Annotated in this window: 16 protein-coding genes and 2 pseudogenes; 9 read left to right on the forward strand and 9 right to left on the reverse strand. The window is 56.9% G+C overall.

The genetic code is table 11. From position 1 onward, the window contains the following. Positions 1-47 precede the first annotated feature (47 nt). Positions 48-317, forward strand: a complete 270-nt coding sequence (fliQ, locus tag IHV84_RS07235; RefSeq protein WP_198846360.1) for a flagellar biosynthesis protein FliQ — start codon at positions 48-50, stop codon at positions 315-317. A gap of 408 nt (positions 318-725) precedes the next feature. After that, a pseudogene (locus IHV84_RS07240) lies at positions 726-1,040 on the forward strand (ArsB/NhaD family transporter); the annotation flags it as partial. A gap of 4 nt (positions 1,041-1,044) precedes the next feature. Here IHV84_RS07240 and IHV84_RS07245 read toward each other — a convergent pair. Both IHV84_RS07245 and IHV84_RS07255 read right to left on the reverse strand, forming a co-directional pair. Next, positions 1,045-1,629 (reverse strand): HAD domain-containing protein, encoded by a 585-nt coding sequence (locus tag IHV84_RS07245; RefSeq protein ID WP_198846434.1) that lies wholly within the window; start codon positions 1,627-1,629, stop codon positions 1,045-1,047. A gap of 714 nt (positions 1,630-2,343) precedes the next feature. Next, positions 2,344-2,781 carry a helix-turn-helix domain-containing protein gene (locus tag IHV84_RS07255; protein WP_056745031.1) on the reverse strand — a complete coding sequence of 146 codons (438 nt, stop codon included), beginning with the start codon at positions 2,779-2,781 and terminating at the stop codon, positions 2,344-2,346. Between the two features lie 180 nt (positions 2,782-2,961). Here IHV84_RS07255 and IHV84_RS07260 point away from each other — a divergent pair, with 180 nt between their 5' ends. Continuing rightward, positions 2,962-3,399, forward strand: coding sequence for a hypothetical protein (locus IHV84_RS07260; RefSeq protein ID WP_233099882.1), 438 nt, complete (start codon positions 2,962-2,964; stop codon positions 3,397-3,399). Here the strand turns inward: IHV84_RS07260 and IHV84_RS07265 are convergent. After that, positions 3,396-3,698: a helix-turn-helix domain-containing protein gene (locus tag IHV84_RS07265; protein WP_082564961.1), complete on the reverse strand. Its 303-nt coding sequence runs from the start codon at positions 3,696-3,698 to the stop codon at positions 3,396-3,398. The two genes, IHV84_RS07260 and IHV84_RS07265, sit on opposite strands and share 4 nt — an antisense overlap. A gap of 113 nt (positions 3,699-3,811) precedes the next feature. Here IHV84_RS07265 and IHV84_RS07270 point away from each other — a divergent pair, with 113 nt between their 5' ends. Further along, positions 3,812-4,264 carry an HAD domain-containing protein gene (locus IHV84_RS07270; RefSeq protein WP_198846362.1) on the forward strand — a complete coding sequence of 151 codons (453 nt, stop codon included), beginning with the start codon at positions 3,812-3,814 and terminating at the stop codon, positions 4,262-4,264. Positions 4,265-4,416: 152 nt separating this feature from the next. Here the strand turns inward: IHV84_RS07270 and IHV84_RS07275 are convergent, their stop codons facing one another. After that, positions 4,417-4,737 (reverse strand): hypothetical protein, encoded by a 321-nt coding sequence (locus IHV84_RS07275; RefSeq protein WP_198846363.1) that lies wholly within the window; start codon positions 4,735-4,737, stop codon positions 4,417-4,419. Positions 4,738-4,889: 152 nt separating this feature from the next. Between IHV84_RS07275 and IHV84_RS07280 the strand changes: the two genes are divergently transcribed. From IHV84_RS07280 to IHV84_RS07290, 3 genes are all read left to right on the forward strand, one after another. Beyond that, entirely contained in the window at positions 4,890-5,528 is a 639-nt protein-coding gene (locus IHV84_RS07280) for a LexA family transcriptional regulator (protein ID WP_198846364.1), read from the forward strand. Continuing rightward, entirely contained in the window at positions 5,525-6,310 is a 786-nt protein-coding gene (locus IHV84_RS07285; RefSeq protein ID WP_198846365.1) for a DUF5131 family protein, read from the forward strand. The genes IHV84_RS07280 and IHV84_RS07285 overlap by 4 nt, the downstream gene beginning before the upstream one ends. Positions 6,311-6,483: 173 nt before the next feature. Further along, positions 6,484-7,707, forward strand: a complete 1,224-nt coding sequence (locus IHV84_RS07290; RefSeq protein ID WP_198846366.1) for a three-Cys-motif partner protein TcmP — start codon at positions 6,484-6,486, stop codon at positions 7,705-7,707. A 27-nt stretch (positions 7,708-7,734) separates the two neighbouring features. Here IHV84_RS07290 and tcmP read toward each other — a convergent pair whose 3' ends face one another. After that, positions 7,735-8,934: a three-Cys-motif partner protein TcmP gene (tcmP, locus tag IHV84_RS07295; protein ID WP_198846367.1), complete on the reverse strand. Its 1,200-nt coding sequence runs from the start codon at positions 8,932-8,934 to the stop codon at positions 7,735-7,737. 513 nt (positions 8,935-9,447) lie between these two features. Then, positions 9,448-12,402, reverse strand: a complete 2,955-nt coding sequence (locus tag IHV84_RS07300) for a Tn3 family transposase (RefSeq protein WP_198846368.1) — start codon at positions 12,400-12,402, stop codon at positions 9,448-9,450. A 108-nt stretch (positions 12,403-12,510) separates the two neighbouring features. On the opposite strand from IHV84_RS07300, the pseudogene IHV84_RS07305 reads away from it, so the two are divergent. Beyond that, positions 12,511-13,815: pseudogene (locus tag IHV84_RS07305) on the forward strand (Tn3 family transposase); the annotation flags it as partial. Here the strand turns inward: IHV84_RS07305 and IHV84_RS07310 are convergent. The 3 genes from IHV84_RS07310 to IHV84_RS07320 are packed head-to-tail and all read right to left on the reverse strand — an operon-like array spanning position 13,812 to position 14,667. Beyond that, positions 13,812-14,024: a GDCCVxC domain-containing (seleno)protein gene (locus IHV84_RS07310; protein ID WP_084601576.1), complete on the reverse strand. Its 213-nt coding sequence runs from the start codon at positions 14,022-14,024 to the stop codon at positions 13,812-13,814. The pseudogene IHV84_RS07305 and the gene IHV84_RS07310 overlap by 4 nt on opposite strands. Before the next feature lie 7 nt (positions 14,025-14,031). Next, positions 14,032-14,307: a mercury resistance system periplasmic binding protein MerP gene (gene merP / locus IHV84_RS07315; RefSeq protein WP_198846369.1), complete on the reverse strand. Its 276-nt coding sequence runs from the start codon at positions 14,305-14,307 to the stop codon at positions 14,032-14,034. A 12-nt stretch (positions 14,308-14,319) separates the two neighbouring features. Beyond that, positions 14,320-14,667, reverse strand: coding sequence for a mercuric transporter MerT family protein (locus IHV84_RS07320; RefSeq protein WP_198846370.1), 348 nt, complete (start codon positions 14,665-14,667; stop codon positions 14,320-14,322). 75 nt (positions 14,668-14,742) lie between these two features. Here IHV84_RS07320 and merR point away from each other — a divergent pair, with 75 nt between their 5' ends. Beyond that, positions 14,743-15,141 (forward strand): Hg(II)-responsive transcriptional regulator, encoded by a 399-nt coding sequence (gene merR / locus IHV84_RS07325; RefSeq protein WP_044402355.1) that lies wholly within the window; start codon positions 14,743-14,745, stop codon positions 15,139-15,141. Positions 15,142-15,236 lie beyond the last annotated feature (95 nt).

The raw sequence follows: 15,236 nt of genomic DNA on the forward strand, positions 1-15,236 counted from the left end.
CACAGCACGCGCCGCATGCTGCCTCCTCAATCGATAGATCTCACGCTATGGATTCTCAGCAAGTCCTGACTGCGGGCCAAACCGGTCTCCATCTACTACTGATGATTGCCGCGCCCATCGTACTGGTCGTGCTCTTGGTTGGTCTGGTCGTGAGCATTTTTCAGGCAGTTACGCAAATCAACGAGGCCACGCTCTCATTCATCCCGAAGCTGATTGCCGCGATCTTCGCGCTGATCATTGTCGGACCGTGGATCTTGAGCACGCTTGTTGACTATTTGCGCGAGGTGCTCATGTCTATTCCAAGGATGGTTGGATGAACGTACCAGCCCATATCGACGCGATGGCAACTGCATTCGGCAAGAGCGCGCGACAAAGGGGGCTGGTATGACCCGCCTGATGATCAGCGTGCCGGGCAAGCTCGTCTGGGTGATGCTCGCAATGCTAGTGACTGCAGTTGTGGTTTGGTGGATTCGGCGCTGGTGGGTCCAATGCCATCCACAAACGGATCCCCGCATTAAGTACAGCCGCAGGTTAGCGATGCGTTTCAAACAGCGCAGAGTCGATCAACCCAGAGTACGAAAATGCAGGAGCGCGGTACTGCGCAAGCCTCCCGCGGGCCGCAAAATTTGACACCCATGCAATTTCTACGAGAGACGCGTCCGAGCGTTCAACCCCGACCACGCCGACTGCGCTCAGCTGCGACGCACCCATAGTAGATGGCTGCGCACATCGTGTGGAACGCGACGGCCACCTTTGTCGCGGTGATCATCGTCAGTCTGCTGCTGGATGAAGCCGGATTCTTTGAATGGGCGGCGCTGCACTTCGCGCGCTGGGGCGGCGGTCGAGGCCGCAAGCTGTTTGCCTTATTCGTAATTCTGGGGGCTGCAGTGTCTGCCCTATTTGCCAACGATAGAGCCGCGCTGATCCTCACGCCCATCGTAATGGCGATGCTGGTGGCGTTGGGCTTCTCGCCAGCGACCACCCTGGCTTTCGTCATGGCAGCAGGCTTCATTGCCTCCCTCGTCAGCTGGTTGTTGCTAGAAACTACAAGTGGTTATCTGACAAAGCCGAAAAGCAGCAGCGCAGCTTCTCCCCCAGCTCCTGCTGGACTCCGGTGTCTGACAAGCCCGTTGTTCCATCGCATGCGACCAGGTTTTGCCAACAAGAGTCAGGCCAATCCTCCAGATCGTCATCAAGAGCTATCCACTGCCGGGGTTTTCTTCGCTGAGCGTCTTCTTGAATTTGCACGCCCCGGGGGGTGGTGCGGAACATGGACAGGTTCCAGGGATCCACACCATGCACACGCCTGTGGTACGTCCCACCAATGAACCGTGCACGTATGGAAGCAGGAAGGCGTTTGAGTGTTGCGCTGTATCCCGGACGGATGCACCAGGTGCTACTCAGTACCAAGGCAACGGCTGGGTAGGGTTCAAGCACCGACTCAAGGATGGGGATCCATTCGAACAATGAATGTCCTGCAGCCTCATACGGACTCATGTAGATGCCTTTGCGGGGATGCCAGAGCACCTTCTCATGGTGGACAACACCATCGAGGTCGAGATACAGAACGACGTCCGCGCTGCGTGGAGTGGACGCAGGGAGATAAGGGGAGCTCTGGTTAGTGGACATAACCGTATGTCGGGATTCTGTTTGGTGGCGATTTGCCCAGCGGGGATGAAGGCAGGTCCAGATCGGACTCTGAACTTACCAACACCCTGCTTACACCTACGAAAACGTGCCGTACTGGGCCTGCAAGAGCAAGCTTCTCAGAACCTCCAGGCCACCGGGCTCGTTTAGCACATCGAGAGGCCTCCGGTCACCCAATGCTGGGACCACCCCCACGAGCCAGTGATCAAGCCAGGCCTGTGCGTCGAAACCAGTTGGGTCGCCAGACTCATCAACCATGCGCCGCACAAGCATAGTGAGAATAGCGATGTGGTCTTCTAGGGCGGTGAGGGCAGAATTCGTGTCCACGAGTTACCGATCAGTCCCGTTAACAATGGCGTAGCGGCGTCGCATGAGCGTCGGATCTTTGGTTGCATCGCCCGAGCGCGCATATTCCCTTGCGGTGATGACAGGAAGAGCGTGCTTCACCTTGATTGTGATGACGCGCTTCGCCTTGCGGGCAAGCCTGACCTGTGCGGTGCAATTCCATGGCGCGGGGATCTCTCAAGAGCTGTCGCGAGCTTCGGAGAGCGATTTCATCAAAGTACCTCTCAGAAAAACGTCGCCCCCGGGGGCATGCTTTCGCAGAGGTCGCACCGGGGGCTTGCTTTGCGCTAATGATAGTAACGAAGTTCAAACTCATCGCGGGGTTGTATCGGTAGGAGAACCAGCGCTGACTCACCAAAGGCCACGCTTGCTCACTTTTACCAGTGCACTGGTAAGGGCCATCAGCGTCTCTGCATCTGTCAGCACCTCCGCCCCCTTCAACGTGGACGGCAACGAAATTCCAGCGATCTCTTGAGTACGGTTGAGCACCTGCTCCACCAAGCTGGTTCGGGGAACAAACATGTAGTGCACTTCACAGTCCAGGCCATGAGCCAAACGTGTAAGCGTATTCAGCGTGATAGTGCCGTTGGCCTCGGCCTGCTCCAGTTTGCGGACTCCCTGTGCCGTCATGCCCAAACGCTCACCTAGCGCTTTGGAACTCATGCCCAAGGCCAATCTCACCGTCTTTGCCCAGCCACACCTGGGCGTGGCATTTCGCTGCAGCTTCGCGAAATCGCAAAACTGCCGATCAAGTTCGGCCAAGCGGGTGAGATTCAGGCGGTTTTTCACGGGGCAAACGAATGAGACAACAGACTGGTTGCCTCTTTAAGCACATTTGGGCAACCGGTATATTTCCATTGGGAGACGGGCGCACTTGGAACGAAAAAACGCCATCTCTGTTCAGTTATCTTCGCACGCCACGGTCTCGAACGGGACCAATTGGTCTCATATTAACTGGAATAGCGAATGATGCTGCGTTTAGAAAAAGCGACTCTCGGAAAGTTTGGTCCACAGGACATGATGGGTCTGATCACATCACGGGGATGGGAATCCATCTTGCCGGATGCGCTGGATGACAACCACCTTTTGTTGGTGTCAGACCAGCTCCGAGACCTTCTGTCTGGCTCGGGTTGGAGCGGGGATCATGATCCCGCTCGTGCTGCCTTACCGCTCACCCTGTTGCTTCTGACCAAGGCGGGAGCCAAGCGTTCAGGCGACAGCTTGGAAGTGGGTCTGGAAACTCTGCAAGAAGCACTGTGCTTGCTCAGCACTGCCGTGGATCGGGAGATCGTCAATCGGATGCTGCAACGTCAAGATGCCACACCCATTGGCACCGGTCTGATACAAGGGCTTCAAATCCTGGTTCAGCATGCCAAAGAACAGGCCGACTCGGAATGCCACGCCTAGTCTGAAATGATGCCCTTGAAGTCTGCTTTGACGGTCTTGATTAGTTCATTGACCAAGGTCGTGTCCAGGTCTGGGCAGTACGCGGTAGCAATCAAGGTCAAAGGGTGGATCTGCATCTGCTCGGCCAGTACCTCGATGGTGCGAATACTGGGCACTTGATGTCCCTGCTCGATGCGACTGATGTGTCGGCGGCTCGTTGCCAGCAACATGTCTTCCTGAACCAAGCCGCGTGCCGCGCGCAATTGCTGCAGCGCCCGACCAAAGTCGGCTTGGGGTGGAACACGCTTTCGGGAAGACATCCACCCGATTTCCGTCCAATGAGACTAAAAAGACCACGACCAAATAGTCTCATTGGTTCGCTAACTCGGAAAAATATTCAGCCCTGTTGGAAATCTGTTTCTGAAGTAGCACTGTGCCCATACTCTTTCTAGATTTTGATGGGGTCCTACACCCAGAGCATTGCCATGAGTCGAAGCACTTCTGTTGCCTATCGATCTTGGAAGATGCGTTACGACAGGTGCCCGAGTGCCATATCGTGATCACCAGCACCTGGCGGCTGGAACAATCCTATGAGGATCTATTGCGAAGGTTCTCTCCGGACATTGCCGCAATGGTCGAAGGCGTCACCCCCAGATATCGCGATCTAACGAACGTTCCGAATACGCTAGTGGGGTACGAGCGGGACGCCGAGTGCCATGCCTGGCTTTGGGCCAACGATGTGCCACATCGCAGATGGGTGGCGGTGGATGATCGATCGTGGCTCTATCGGCCGTTCTGCAAGTCGTTGTTTTTGGTCGATGGCCGCGCGGGGCTAACTCAGGCTACCGGTTCGCAACTTGCAACTCGTCTTAAAAGCCTTCATTGAAAAGGCAGCCAGGAAGGTAGACGACAGGCCCTCAGATAACAAAGCTGGGGTTCACTGATAGTGAAAATACCTCTCGTCGGAAAAGTGGGGGCCACCTTTCTGCCCCCTCGCTCGGCTCTACTGGAGCTGCGCTTGGCAAGTCGAAGCATGGCTCAGTACGTCAATTCGATCCAGCGCAGTCCATAGCGCTGAATATCGCCCGAATCGGGCCACCAGCCTCCAACTTCCCCTGCATCTGTCTGCGTGAGTTCGAGCCCATCGTCGGTTACCAAGCGGGTGTGCTCTGGGAAATCCAAAACGTAAGCGTCGCCCTCGAAGTCAATGACAGCTTTGACCCCAGACCAACCGAAATGATTGGATCCATTGTTCTTCCCCAGATCAATGAGACCCACCACCTTGCCTACAGATCCCCGAGGCAAGAACTCATCCGGAGCATTCAATTTACGGCCTTCGCCGGAAGCAAAAATCTGCATAGGTGATCTCGTTTGACGCGGTCTGCCCAATGGTAGTCGCAAGTTCTGATTCGCAGGCGCTTCTGGGGAAAGATCGAAGTCTGCTGGATACCTGAAGGCGCGTTGGTGAGTCAAATTTGATTAGTGTACGTTTGTTCACTAAAATATCGAGCATGGCCCGAACCAACCGCGACACGATGCATTTGCTCAGTCTCCGAGCGCTGTATAGGAGTGAGGGATGCTTTCCGTCTTACAGTCGGATCGCTTCCCATCTGGGATTCAAGGCCAAAAACGCCGCCTTCAAGCTCATCGGCCGACTCATCTCAACTGGGCACTTGGTGAAGTCTCCTGGGGGACGCGTGGCACCGAGCGAGAGATTCTTTACGTTGGACCTCAGTGACGACGAGGTGCGCGCAGGATTTGGTGCCGACTTTGAGGCCAATGGCCTTATGCAAGCTCAGGCTCTAGACCAAATGCTGACGGCAAAGCCTTTAAAAACCGTCTTTGTAAAGTTGCGCGGCGATTCAATGGTGGACGCTGGGATCCTGAGCGGGGACATCGCAGCGGTTGAAATTGCGCATCAAGCTGCACCAGGCGAAATCGTGATTGCGGAGGCGGATGGCCACGTCACGGTGAAAGAATTCCAGATGTTCGAGGGACGGCCTCGCCTAGTGCCTCGAAACGCCAGCATGCAGCCTCTAGAACCTCAAAAATCGCTGAGGATCATTGGTGTGGTCAGGGGAATTGTGCGAACTTTTAGACCACCGCCAACTGGCAAGGCTAAGCTAACGAAGTGGGGGGTAACGGTATGACAACGACCAGCAAAATTGAGTGGACAGAGCAAACGTGGAATCCAACAGTGGGTTGCACCAAGATTTCTCCTGGGTGTAAACACTGCTATGCGGAGGCGATGGCAAAACGACTCAAGGCAATGGGCACGCCGGGTTATGAGAACGGATTTGCATTGACGCTCTTGCCGGACCGCCTCAATGATCCCCTCAAGCGTAAGAAGCCGACGGTCTACTTTGTGAACTCAATGTCCGACCTGTTTCATGAGCGGGTACCCAATGAGTACATCGAGAAGGTTTTTGAGGTGATTGCGCAGACGCCTCACCATACGTACCAAATTCTGACGAAGCGGGCCGCCAGGATGGAGCGCTTTTTCCGACATCGCGCTGTTCCGAGCAACGCTTGGCTAGGCGTGTCAGTGGAAGACCGAAAATACGGAGTGCCTCGCATCGATCATCTGCGCAAGGTGCCGGCGAGTATTCGGTTTCTTTCCGTAGAACCGCTTCTTTCCGATGTGGGCGAGCTTGACCTAACAGACATTCACTGGGTCATCGTCGGTGGTGAATCGGGGCCCAAAGCACGCCCTATGAAAACTGAATGGGCGGAGGCTGTGCGTGTTCAATGCCAAGAACAGGAGGTCGCATTCTTCTTCAAGCAGTGGGGTGGCTGGGGTGCAGATGGCAAAAAACGTGCGAAGGCAGCCAACGGACGCGAACTCAACGGACGTACTTGGGACGAAATGCCGACTACTGTTGTTCAACGTGTGACCATTCCCATAAGGCTGGAACAAAGCGCTCAGTTGTGAAGTGTCAAGACCTTGATTCTTGAGCAGCCGAGCTTGGTTAGAGAGGCTCTGCACTCAGTAGCGCGGCGATATCATGCAGCAGGCCCTCAGCAACAACAAAGATGGTGAAACACTCCGATAAGTACGTTTGGGTAGTTGGTTCCTCACCACCACCACTGGACCCCCACAGTGTTGTGAAGCATGAAATCGTCCGGGAGTACCTGAGCCGCTATGTTCAGGTGCTCATGAGCAACTACGTCATTGATCGGCTGGTCCTTTCCATCGTGGATGGCTTTGCGGGAGGTGGAGAGTACAGCGGGGAGAAGGCGGGCGAATTCGTGCCTGGCTCCCCACAAATCGTGATTGACGCGTTGACCGAGCAAGGTGCACTTCTGAACGTGGGTCGCGAGAAGCCGCGTACCCTGGACGTGCGCTACTACTTCGTCGAGAAGACGCGCTCAAACTTTGAATACCTGAACGCGCTTTTGACAGCCCGATATGGGGTTCATCGCAAGGGACAAGACATCATCACTTTGCCAGGGACGTTTCAGAAAAACTTTGCTGGGATCCGGAAGGACATTCAGAGCAGGTCTAGAAAACACCGGTCGATATTCCTCCTTGATCAGTACGCCTGGGACCAAGTCCCAGGCGCATTGCTCAAAGAAATCTTCAGCACCATCGAAGGTGCCGAGGTCATCCTTACTTTCGCTGTCGATAGCCTGATTTCATTTCTCAGCGACAACCATAAGAGCCGCGAGAAGATGGCGCAAATGGGTTTCGCGGAGTACATCGACTGGACAGCGCTCGAATCCTTGCGGGGCACGAGCGGGCCCGCCTGGCGAGCGGCCATTCAGCGCAACTTGGCCAATGCGCTCATACGGACCAGTGGCGCGCGACATTCCACCATCTTCTATGTGACACCGCTCGGTAGCAGTCCTTGGACGTATTGGCTCGTGCACCTGTCGAACAACTACAAGGCGCGCGATGTCATGATGGAAATTCATTGGGGCAAGTCCAACCAATTCACGCACTACCTTGAACCAGACATGTTCACGCTTGGCTACTCTGCAAGCAAGGACGGTGAAGTGACAAGTCAGGACGCGCTCTCGTTTGGCGAAGAGTTTCAGTTCGACAAGCTTGCTGCACACAAGTGCACCTCGGGATTGGAGCGCAAGCTTGTGCCTTGGGTATTTGACAAAGGCGACCAAGCGGTCACCTTTCGCGAGCTGGCCCACCACGTGGGCAGCAACACCCCCGCAACGGAAAAAATGCTCAAGGCATCTCTGGATGAGGCCATCCGCTGCGGCGATATTCTCGTGACGACCAAGAATGGCGGCCAACGCAGGAAGGGCAGTTCATTGGAGGCCGAGGATCAGCTGTCGGCACCAAAACAGCGCTCTCTGATCCATCTCCCATAAGGAATGCGATTGTCAGTGCGAGATGCGCTAGAGCAGGACAAGCCTCTCCGCCTTTTCTGGGTGCAAGGGCCGCGTGTTTCGGGGATGCAGAGCATCCAGATTTTTGAGTTTTCCGGCCTTGATCAGGCGCAGCAGTGAAGCTTGCAAGTCTTGTGGCATCCAGTTTGTCGCCTCCAGAATATCGGCGAAGACGGGCTCACCCACTACCGTTGGAACTTGGCTGAGAGTGGTAAGCCAGTATCGATCCACGTCGTTCGCGTTGTCCAGTCCTGCGGGCGTCATCGGCATCTCGTCGGCAAACATGTCCCGAATACCGCTCGCTTCTTCGCGCGCATCTTTGCGGCGATCAGCGCGCACGCGTTGCTGTATGGCCTCAACTCCATGGGAAATAGTCATGAACTCGATGGTGCCCTTCGGATGGCTACTGAGATAGACCAAGTGATACTTGGCCCGTTCGCGGCTCGGATCAAGGACTCGAACGTAGGCTGTGCGTCCGATGAAGGGACTTCGCTGGGGTGGAAGAGCTGCTTTGAGGCTGCTGCGATAGTGCCCCAGTAGTTTCTCCTCGCGGTCCTGCGGCGAGTGATGCTCAAGCTCTTGCACTGCCTCAATCGGCACTCCCAGGAACTCCGCGATGTCGGACTGCCACTCAGCCATGGATGCAGTGCGATTGATGAAGTCGTAGATGAAGTTGATCAAGAACTCGGAACGCGGCCGTTGGAGGAGTGGTCTGAGCTTGTCAATTCCAATTGACTTCCAGCCCTTCGGGTCGATGAAGAAAAAAGTGAATGCACCGCGTCCGCTCCAAGTGAGGATTTGCTCGCGGAGATCCACAAAGTCCCCATGAAAGCACTTTGCGCTCACCGTATCGGGCGTTGCGCTATCTAGGTACCGTTCAAGGTTTGCGAAAGCTTGGTCATCCCTTTCGATGTAGAGGGCTCGCATTGACGCCGTGACGCCAAGTTCAGCAAGCTTCTGCCGACACTTAGCCATAGTCCTCAAAGATACGGCGATGGATGTGCTCTCCAGTTCGCTCGTGCCCCATGGGCCGGAGAAGCAGTCAACGTAGCAAATCTCTATCGTTCCCTGCCTCTTGGCCGCCATGCCCACGATCAGCATGAGCTTCTCAAGGTAGCTTTCCAGCAGTTGGTGCTTTATCCAAGCCTGCTCTCGACCCCTGTAGCTTGGCGGGACTAATGAGGGCGCAGCTTCAAACGCCCCTGTCATTCAATAACTCCAAACATCCGCACCTATCGCCTCCCGTTTTTTTGCTCAAGATTGGTCTGTGATCCATGTTACGAGAGCATTGCGCAAAGTTGCAAGAAGTCTCTGGACGTGATGGACAGGTATCACCTGCTCGAATGCGCCGTGGCGGGTAATCTCTTGGTCAATGTGGGCAAAGCCGAGTGTCAGCACATGACTGTGGCGCATTGCAAGTTGAGCGCCAACTCCAGCCGACCTAACTGCCCGCCACACTCGGCCCGTGACCTAAGGTCTATCACAGGCGACGAAGCGACCACCGGCACCGTGTAGCGCCTAGTTATCGATGGTGTGGCCTGTAGGAAAGAGATCGTTTCGGCGGTGCATTTCGAACGTCCGGCTCTGACTCTACTTTCCGGTTTTGCACGAAATAAATGAAAAAGCGAAATGGCCAGAAACGCTAAGTCATTGATTCGTATAGAACAGCTTTCCGATTTTGCAAAGAAAAAACTGAAATTGGAAATGCAACGTCGTTTGGGCTCAACTGGCTCGGGCCCGTTTTTGCGCTGCGTGCTCTCGAAGGAGCACGCTCGCGTACCGGTCCACGCTAAAGCTCATCAGGCCCCGAAAATTGATGTGTCCGAAGTGCACAGGGCCGATGCGCCGCAGTACGTTTTCCTCGATGCGTTGACCACCTGACTTCAACCGATCCACGGTTTCCTGCAGCTTCAGGGTGTTCCAGCCGATCACCATATTGGTCAGCAGTGCATGTGCACCAGAGATGGACCTGAGTTCGTCGCGGCGCCGGCCGCGCTCGGCAGTGACACGCCCATAGTAGATGGCGCGTTGGAGCAAGTGAACCGATTCGCCACGATTGAGAAGAGTGTGAATCTCCCGCCGGAAAGCATCATTGGTGAAGTAGTCGCAAAGAAAAACGGAGCGAAGCAGACGGCCGTACTGATCCAGGCAGCGGCGTACGTCATCTCCTGCAGCCGCGCTTCCGTGGCGAGCCAGTGCCCAGGCCACACTGACGCGTCCGGACTTGATCGAGGCAATAAGCCGCATTGTCTGGTCCCAACCATCACGGATGGCTTTTTCGGTAATCGTGGGAATTGCCACTTTCTCCAGGGCGTCGGGCACCTTGATCGAGCGGGGCGTCCAGATTTTGCGGTCTGGTAGGCCCGCCAATTGCGGGCACAGATCGAATCTGAGCAGCTTGGCCACACTCATGCCGGAATAGGTATAGCCGTGTGTATCAACGGCAAGAAGATCGACTTTGATGCGGTCCTCACTGTTGGAGTTGTATGCGTCAATCCCATGCACAGCGGGAGCATCCTGGCGCGTCATCAACACGATAGGTTGATCGAAGATGACGGGGTAGCTGCCAAGAATGTGGGTGTAGATACCTGCGGCAGCGGTCTTTCTACGAGGATCGGTTCGGGCAATAGACAGGTGACGGGTAGCGTCCAGTGCCATCATGTCCGAAGAGGCTTTTGTCCCGTCGCTCCAGAGATTCACGATTGGGAAACGCTGCTGAAACGCGACTACGCTGTCGTTGGCCGCCCGCAGGCGACCAGGTGCTTCCAGCATGCGCATGGCGGCAGAAACGTGACTCACAGGAACGCCTGGAATCATGGAAGCGGCAGCTTTTGCGTCGATCTCGGTGCCGTGGGCTAGCAAGCCTGCATACAGGGCAACAAGCTCCTGGGCAGTCTCAGGCTGACGCCCCAGCAGCGTCGTGCTGATCTGGGTGCGACTGTCGATCTCCAAGATGATGTCTGGCAACTGCGTCGTGCCAATGGTTTCGCTCAAGAACTGGTTCGTGCGGCGCAGCTCTGGCTCTTCCTCCATGGCCCTGATGGCCGGGATCCTGACGGAACCGCCTTCATCGATTTCGAGCAACCCTTTCTCTAGTCCGGCCTCAACATCTGCAAGACCCGCCCGCAGCAATTCGTATTGAAGATCGAGAGCCCTTCTTGGGTCTAGCTCCAGGCCGTAGGCTTCGCAAAGAGCTTCCTTATTTCGATCCCATTCTTCCTGGGGGATTAAGAGACTCTCTTTGCTTTGATAGGTGGCACTGTGATTGACGTAGAGGCTCCCCCCGAGCAGCCCCTTACGAATGCGCAGCAACGCGCATCCCTCAAAAGCCTGAAGAGCTGCTACGCGGTCAGGTACTTCCAGCAAGGGCCGCCATTTCGAATCGACTAGTGATGTGTCAAATTCCGTTGGCAGCTCCTTGGCCCCAGCCGCTTTCAATTTCTGTAGAGCGGCAAGGAGCTTGCAGTCAGGATGCGCTGGATCCGCTTGCAGATCCAGGCACGTCATCCCATTGAGTACAGTACGAACCCTCGTCGTTTGTTCCGTCAGGGTTTCCCTCACAACCTCAGCATGGCTGACAGGAGGGAGCCCCAAGACATCCTCAGCAAGAGCCATGATGGCTGCAAGGCGCTCCTCGGCGTTCATGTCAGTGTTGGCCGCTATGTCCCGCATCGATTCGATAGAGCAGCGGTACTCATGAGCCCGTTGCGCCTGTTTTGCTTGCACGCGTTTGGTTCCCGAACGAACGATGTCGCTGGTATGCCGGTTGTTGCGAAAAATAGCTTCGTCGCTGAGTTCGCCCAGCAGATGCTTGAGAAAACACACTATCTCTACAGAGCGGGTGTCTTCGATTCGGCGCGCGGTCTCCGAGGGCGGTCGGTTGACCACCGCTTGGGCGAAGGCGTGGATGCGTCCGATGGAAAGTCCTTCTAGCTTCCACAAATGGACGCCGAGCGCCTTCAGGGCGTCTATACGCGTGTTGACCTCCTTGAGGGCCTTTAAGCTGTGTTTGCCTGCTGATTGCTTGAGCCACTCAAGGACTGAAATCCCAGGCGCCATGCTCTCCTCGTGCATGACCTTTAGGATCGCGCGAAGGCGCACTGGGGTCACTGCGGCGCGAATGGTGGTCAGCGCCAATTCCTCGACCACCCGGAAGGCCGACCGAGCGAGGTCTTGAAGGTGGCGCTTGCCGGGCAGGACAATCTTGTTGTCGAAAAGCCATTGCTCGGCAGAATTGAAGACCTCATCCACCGAAGCGGCATCGATGGCTTGCTGAGAAAGTGCTGCTCGCAAACGCTCTTCGGCGCTTGTGTCGTAGGCCGCTAGGCCAAGCTTCTCTCGAACCCAGGCCCGATGGTTGGCGAGAGTGCGATCTGCGTTCTGGTACAGCGCCTTGAGAGACCCTATCGCAGTGGTATTGGCGTGGATGCCAAGCTGCTCACACAACAAGCGCAGCATTGCGGTTGGCATTCTGAGTTTGCTGTCTGGATTCCTACCAGTTAGGGCAAGGAAAGAAAGTTGGACAGCAAGCCCGAGGTAGTAGCGCTTTGCATAGTTGCTATCCCGAATCTCCTTGACCAAACGGTCAGGCAGGCGGCAGTGCAACTGCACATCGTCAGCGTTCAGGCCCGATGGAAGTTTCTCGTAGCCGACAAATCTGTACCGGTAGCTCGACATCAGCGTCCTCCCCAATGCAGGAGACACTATAAAACGCTGCTAAGTTGTTGTCGCTAAGGAGTTTTTTGACGCAGGATTCCGATTTTGCATTGAAACCGAGATCACCCCGATGCGGCAATGCCGGACACTGCGCAGGCGTTGATCGACCAAACGGCCATGATCTTGCCGCACGTCAAGATTACCGAGCTTCTGATGGAGGTTGATGATTGGACGGGCTTCACTCGCCACTTCACACACCTGAAATCGGGCGATCTGGCCAAGGACAAGAACCTGTTGCTGACCACGATCCTGGCCGACGCGATCAACCTGGGGCTGACGAAAATGGCCGAGTCCTGCCCCGGAACGACCTACGCCAAGCTCGCCTGGCTGCAAGCCTGGCATACCCGAGACGAAACCTATTCCACAGCGCTGGCCGAGGTGGTCAACGCCCAATTCCGGCACCCCTTCGCCGGGCATTGGGGCGACGGCACCACGTCATCGTCGGACGGTCAGAACTTCCGCACCGCCAGCAAGGCCGAGAGCACCGGCCACATCAACCCGAAATACGGCAGCAGCCCAGGGCGGACTTTTTACACCCACATCTCCGACCAGTACGCGCCGTTCCACACCAAGGTGGTCAATGTCGGCGTGCGCGATTCGACCTACGTGCTTGACGGCCTGCTGTACCACGAATCCGACCTGCGCATCGAGGAGCACTACACCGACACGGCAGGGTTCACGGATCACGTCTTCGCGTTGATGCACCTCTTGGGCTTCCGCTTCGCGCCGCGCATCCGCGACCTGGGCGACACCAAGCTCTACATTCCAAAGGGCGATGCCGCCTACGAGACATTGAAACCGATGATCGGCGGCACGCTCAACATCAAACACGTCCGCGCCCACTGGGACGAAATCCTGCGGCTGGCCACCTCGATCAAGCAGGGCACGGTGACGGCCTCGCTGATGCTCAGGAAGCTTGGCAGCTACCCGCGCCAGAACGGCCTGGCCGTCGCCCTGCGCGAGTTGGGACGCATCGAGCGCACGCTGTTCATCCTGGACTGGCTGCAAAGCGTCGAGCTGCGCCGCCGCGTGCATGCCGGGCTGAACAAAGGCGAGGCGCGCAACGCGCTGGCCCGCGCCGTGTTCTTCAACCGCCTGGGGGAAATCCGCGACCGCAGCTTCGAGCAGCAGCGCTACCGAGCCAGCGGCCTCAACTTGGTCACGGCCGCCATCGTGCTGTGGAACACGGTCTATCTGGAGCGGGCCGCGAACGCCTTACGTGGCCACGCTCAAGCCGTCGATGACGGCCTGTTGCAGTACCTGTCGCCGCTCGGCTGGGAGCACATCAACCTGACCGGCGATTACCTCTGGCGCAGCAGTGCCAAGATCGGCGCGGGAAAATTCAGGCCATTGCGACCGCTGTCCCCGACTTAACCGCAGCACCCACGCTGCTGCTGGATCGGCGGGCATGGCACCGATCCGAACGAACAGAACACGCAGCAATCGCCCGGCTTTGGACGCAGCAGCGTATGGCAGGCCGGGCACTCGTAGTAGAACTGGCAAGCGTCCGTGGGCATGGTTTCCTTTTGTGCGTGGCCGCAGTGCGGACAGGTCAGCACGGATTCGAGGATGACAGTGCTCATCGTGGCGTCACTTCTGCACGGTGGACGGATAGCCTGCGTTCGTCGTGGCCTTGGTCAACGCCTCCGGCTGGGCCTTGTCGGCGTCATAGGTGACGATGGCCGTTTTCCTGTCGAAATCGACCTTGACGGCGCTCACTCCGGGCACTTTCTCCAGCGACTTCTTGACTGTGATCGGGCATAGCTCGCAGGTCATGTTCTGCACGGCCAGCGTGACGGTTTTCGGGGTAGCGGCCAGCACGGTGAGCGGTATGGCTGCCAGCAGAGCAATCAGCAGTCTGCGCATGGGAGTCTCCTTTCAGTAGAACAATGGGGCGAACCACGGCACGGCCAACAGGCCAAGCAGCAGCACGGTGACGATCCAGAACGTCAGGCGCTGCCGCTGGCGTGTGCGCGGATCAGCGCACGGCGTGCCGGGCGTGCAGACCTGCGGCACCAGATAGAGCTTGCGGAAGGCCAGTCCGAGAAACAGCAGCGTCATGCCGATGAAAAAGGGCCGGTACGGCTCGATCGCGGTCAGGCTGCCAACCCATGAGCCACCAATGCCAAGCGCCAGCAGGACAAGCGGCCCGACACAGCACACCGACGCGCCGATGGCGGCCAGTACGCTCGCGATCAACGAGCTTTTTTCAGTGAGTCGTGCCATGTCGTTTTCCTTGAACCTGTTTGCCCAATTGTTACTATAAATCCCGTACTTAAGTACGGAGTCAAGGGGAGTGTGATGGAAACAGTACTGACCATCGGCAAGCTGGCTGACGCTGCCGGTGTGAATATCGAGACGATTCGCTACTACCAGAGGCGCGGCCTGCTGGATGAGCCGCCCAAGCCACTCGGTGGGCATCGGCGCTATGCGCCTGAGCAGGCCAAGCGTGTGCGATTCATCAAGCGGGCACAGGCGCTCGGCTTCACGCTCGATGAGGTGGCCGCACTGCTGACCTTGGATGTGGCGCGCGCCTGCGGCGAGACTCAGGCGCTGGCCGGACGCAAGCTGGGTCTGATCGAGCAGAAGATTGCTGACCTCGCGGCCATGCAGCGGGTGCTGGGGGAACTGGTACAGCAGTGCGACGTGAGGGACGGCCATACGACTTGTCCGATCATCGACGTGCTGGCCAAGGATTGAGCGGGCAGTTGAGGACATGCACGGCCGCTGCAAACCGCTTACCGTGCTTTATTTTCCGAATTCTGACACGACCCCGAACAGGCGGGGCTGGACAT

The sequence above is a fragment of the Acidovorax sp. IB03 genome (genome assembly GCF_016406015.1).
In the GTDB taxonomy this organism is placed as follows: Bacteria; Pseudomonadota; Gammaproteobacteria; order Burkholderiales; family Burkholderiaceae_C; genus Acidovorax; species Acidovorax temperans.

Coding starts and splice junctions, on each gene's coding strand:
- fliQ (WP_198846360.1), top strand. CDS start 48: ATGGATTCTCAGCAAGTCCTGACTGCGGGCCAAACCGGTCTCCATCTA.
- IHV84_RS07245 (WP_198846434.1), bottom strand. CDS start 1,629: ATGTCCACTAACCAGAGCTCCCCTTATCTCCCTGCGTCCACTCCACGC.
- IHV84_RS07260 (WP_233099882.1), top strand. CDS start 2,962: ATGCTGCGTTTAGAAAAAGCGACTCTCGGAAAGTTTGGTCCACAGGAC.
- IHV84_RS07265 (WP_082564961.1), bottom strand. CDS start 3,698: ATGTCTTCCCGAAAGCGTGTTCCACCCCAAGCCGACTTTGGTCGGGCG.
- IHV84_RS07275 (WP_198846363.1), bottom strand. CDS start 4,737: ATGCAGATTTTTGCTTCCGGCGAAGGCCGTAAATTGAATGCTCCGGAT.
- IHV84_RS07280 (WP_198846364.1), top strand. CDS start 4,890: ATGGCCCGAACCAACCGCGACACGATGCATTTGCTCAGTCTCCGAGCG.
- IHV84_RS07285 (WP_198846365.1), top strand. CDS start 5,525: ATGACAACGACCAGCAAAATTGAGTGGACAGAGCAAACGTGGAATCCA.
- tcmP (WP_198846367.1), bottom strand. CDS start 8,934: ATGACAGGGGCGTTTGAAGCTGCGCCCTCATTAGTCCCGCCAAGCTAC.
- IHV84_RS07300 (WP_198846368.1), bottom strand. CDS start 12,402: ATGTCGAGCTACCGGTACAGATTTGTCGGCTACGAGAAACTTCCATCG.
- IHV84_RS07310 (WP_084601576.1), bottom strand. CDS start 14,024: ATGAGCACTGTCATCCTCGAATCCGTGCTGACCTGTCCGCACTGCGGC.
- merP (WP_198846369.1), bottom strand. CDS start 14,307: ATGCGCAGACTGCTGATTGCTCTGCTGGCAGCCATACCGCTCACCGTG.
- IHV84_RS07320 (WP_198846370.1), bottom strand. CDS start 14,667: ATGGCACGACTCACTGAAAAAAGCTCGTTGATCGCGAGCGTACTGGCC.
- merR (WP_044402355.1), top strand. CDS start 14,743: ATGGAAACAGTACTGACCATCGGCAAGCTGGCTGACGCTGCCGGTGTG.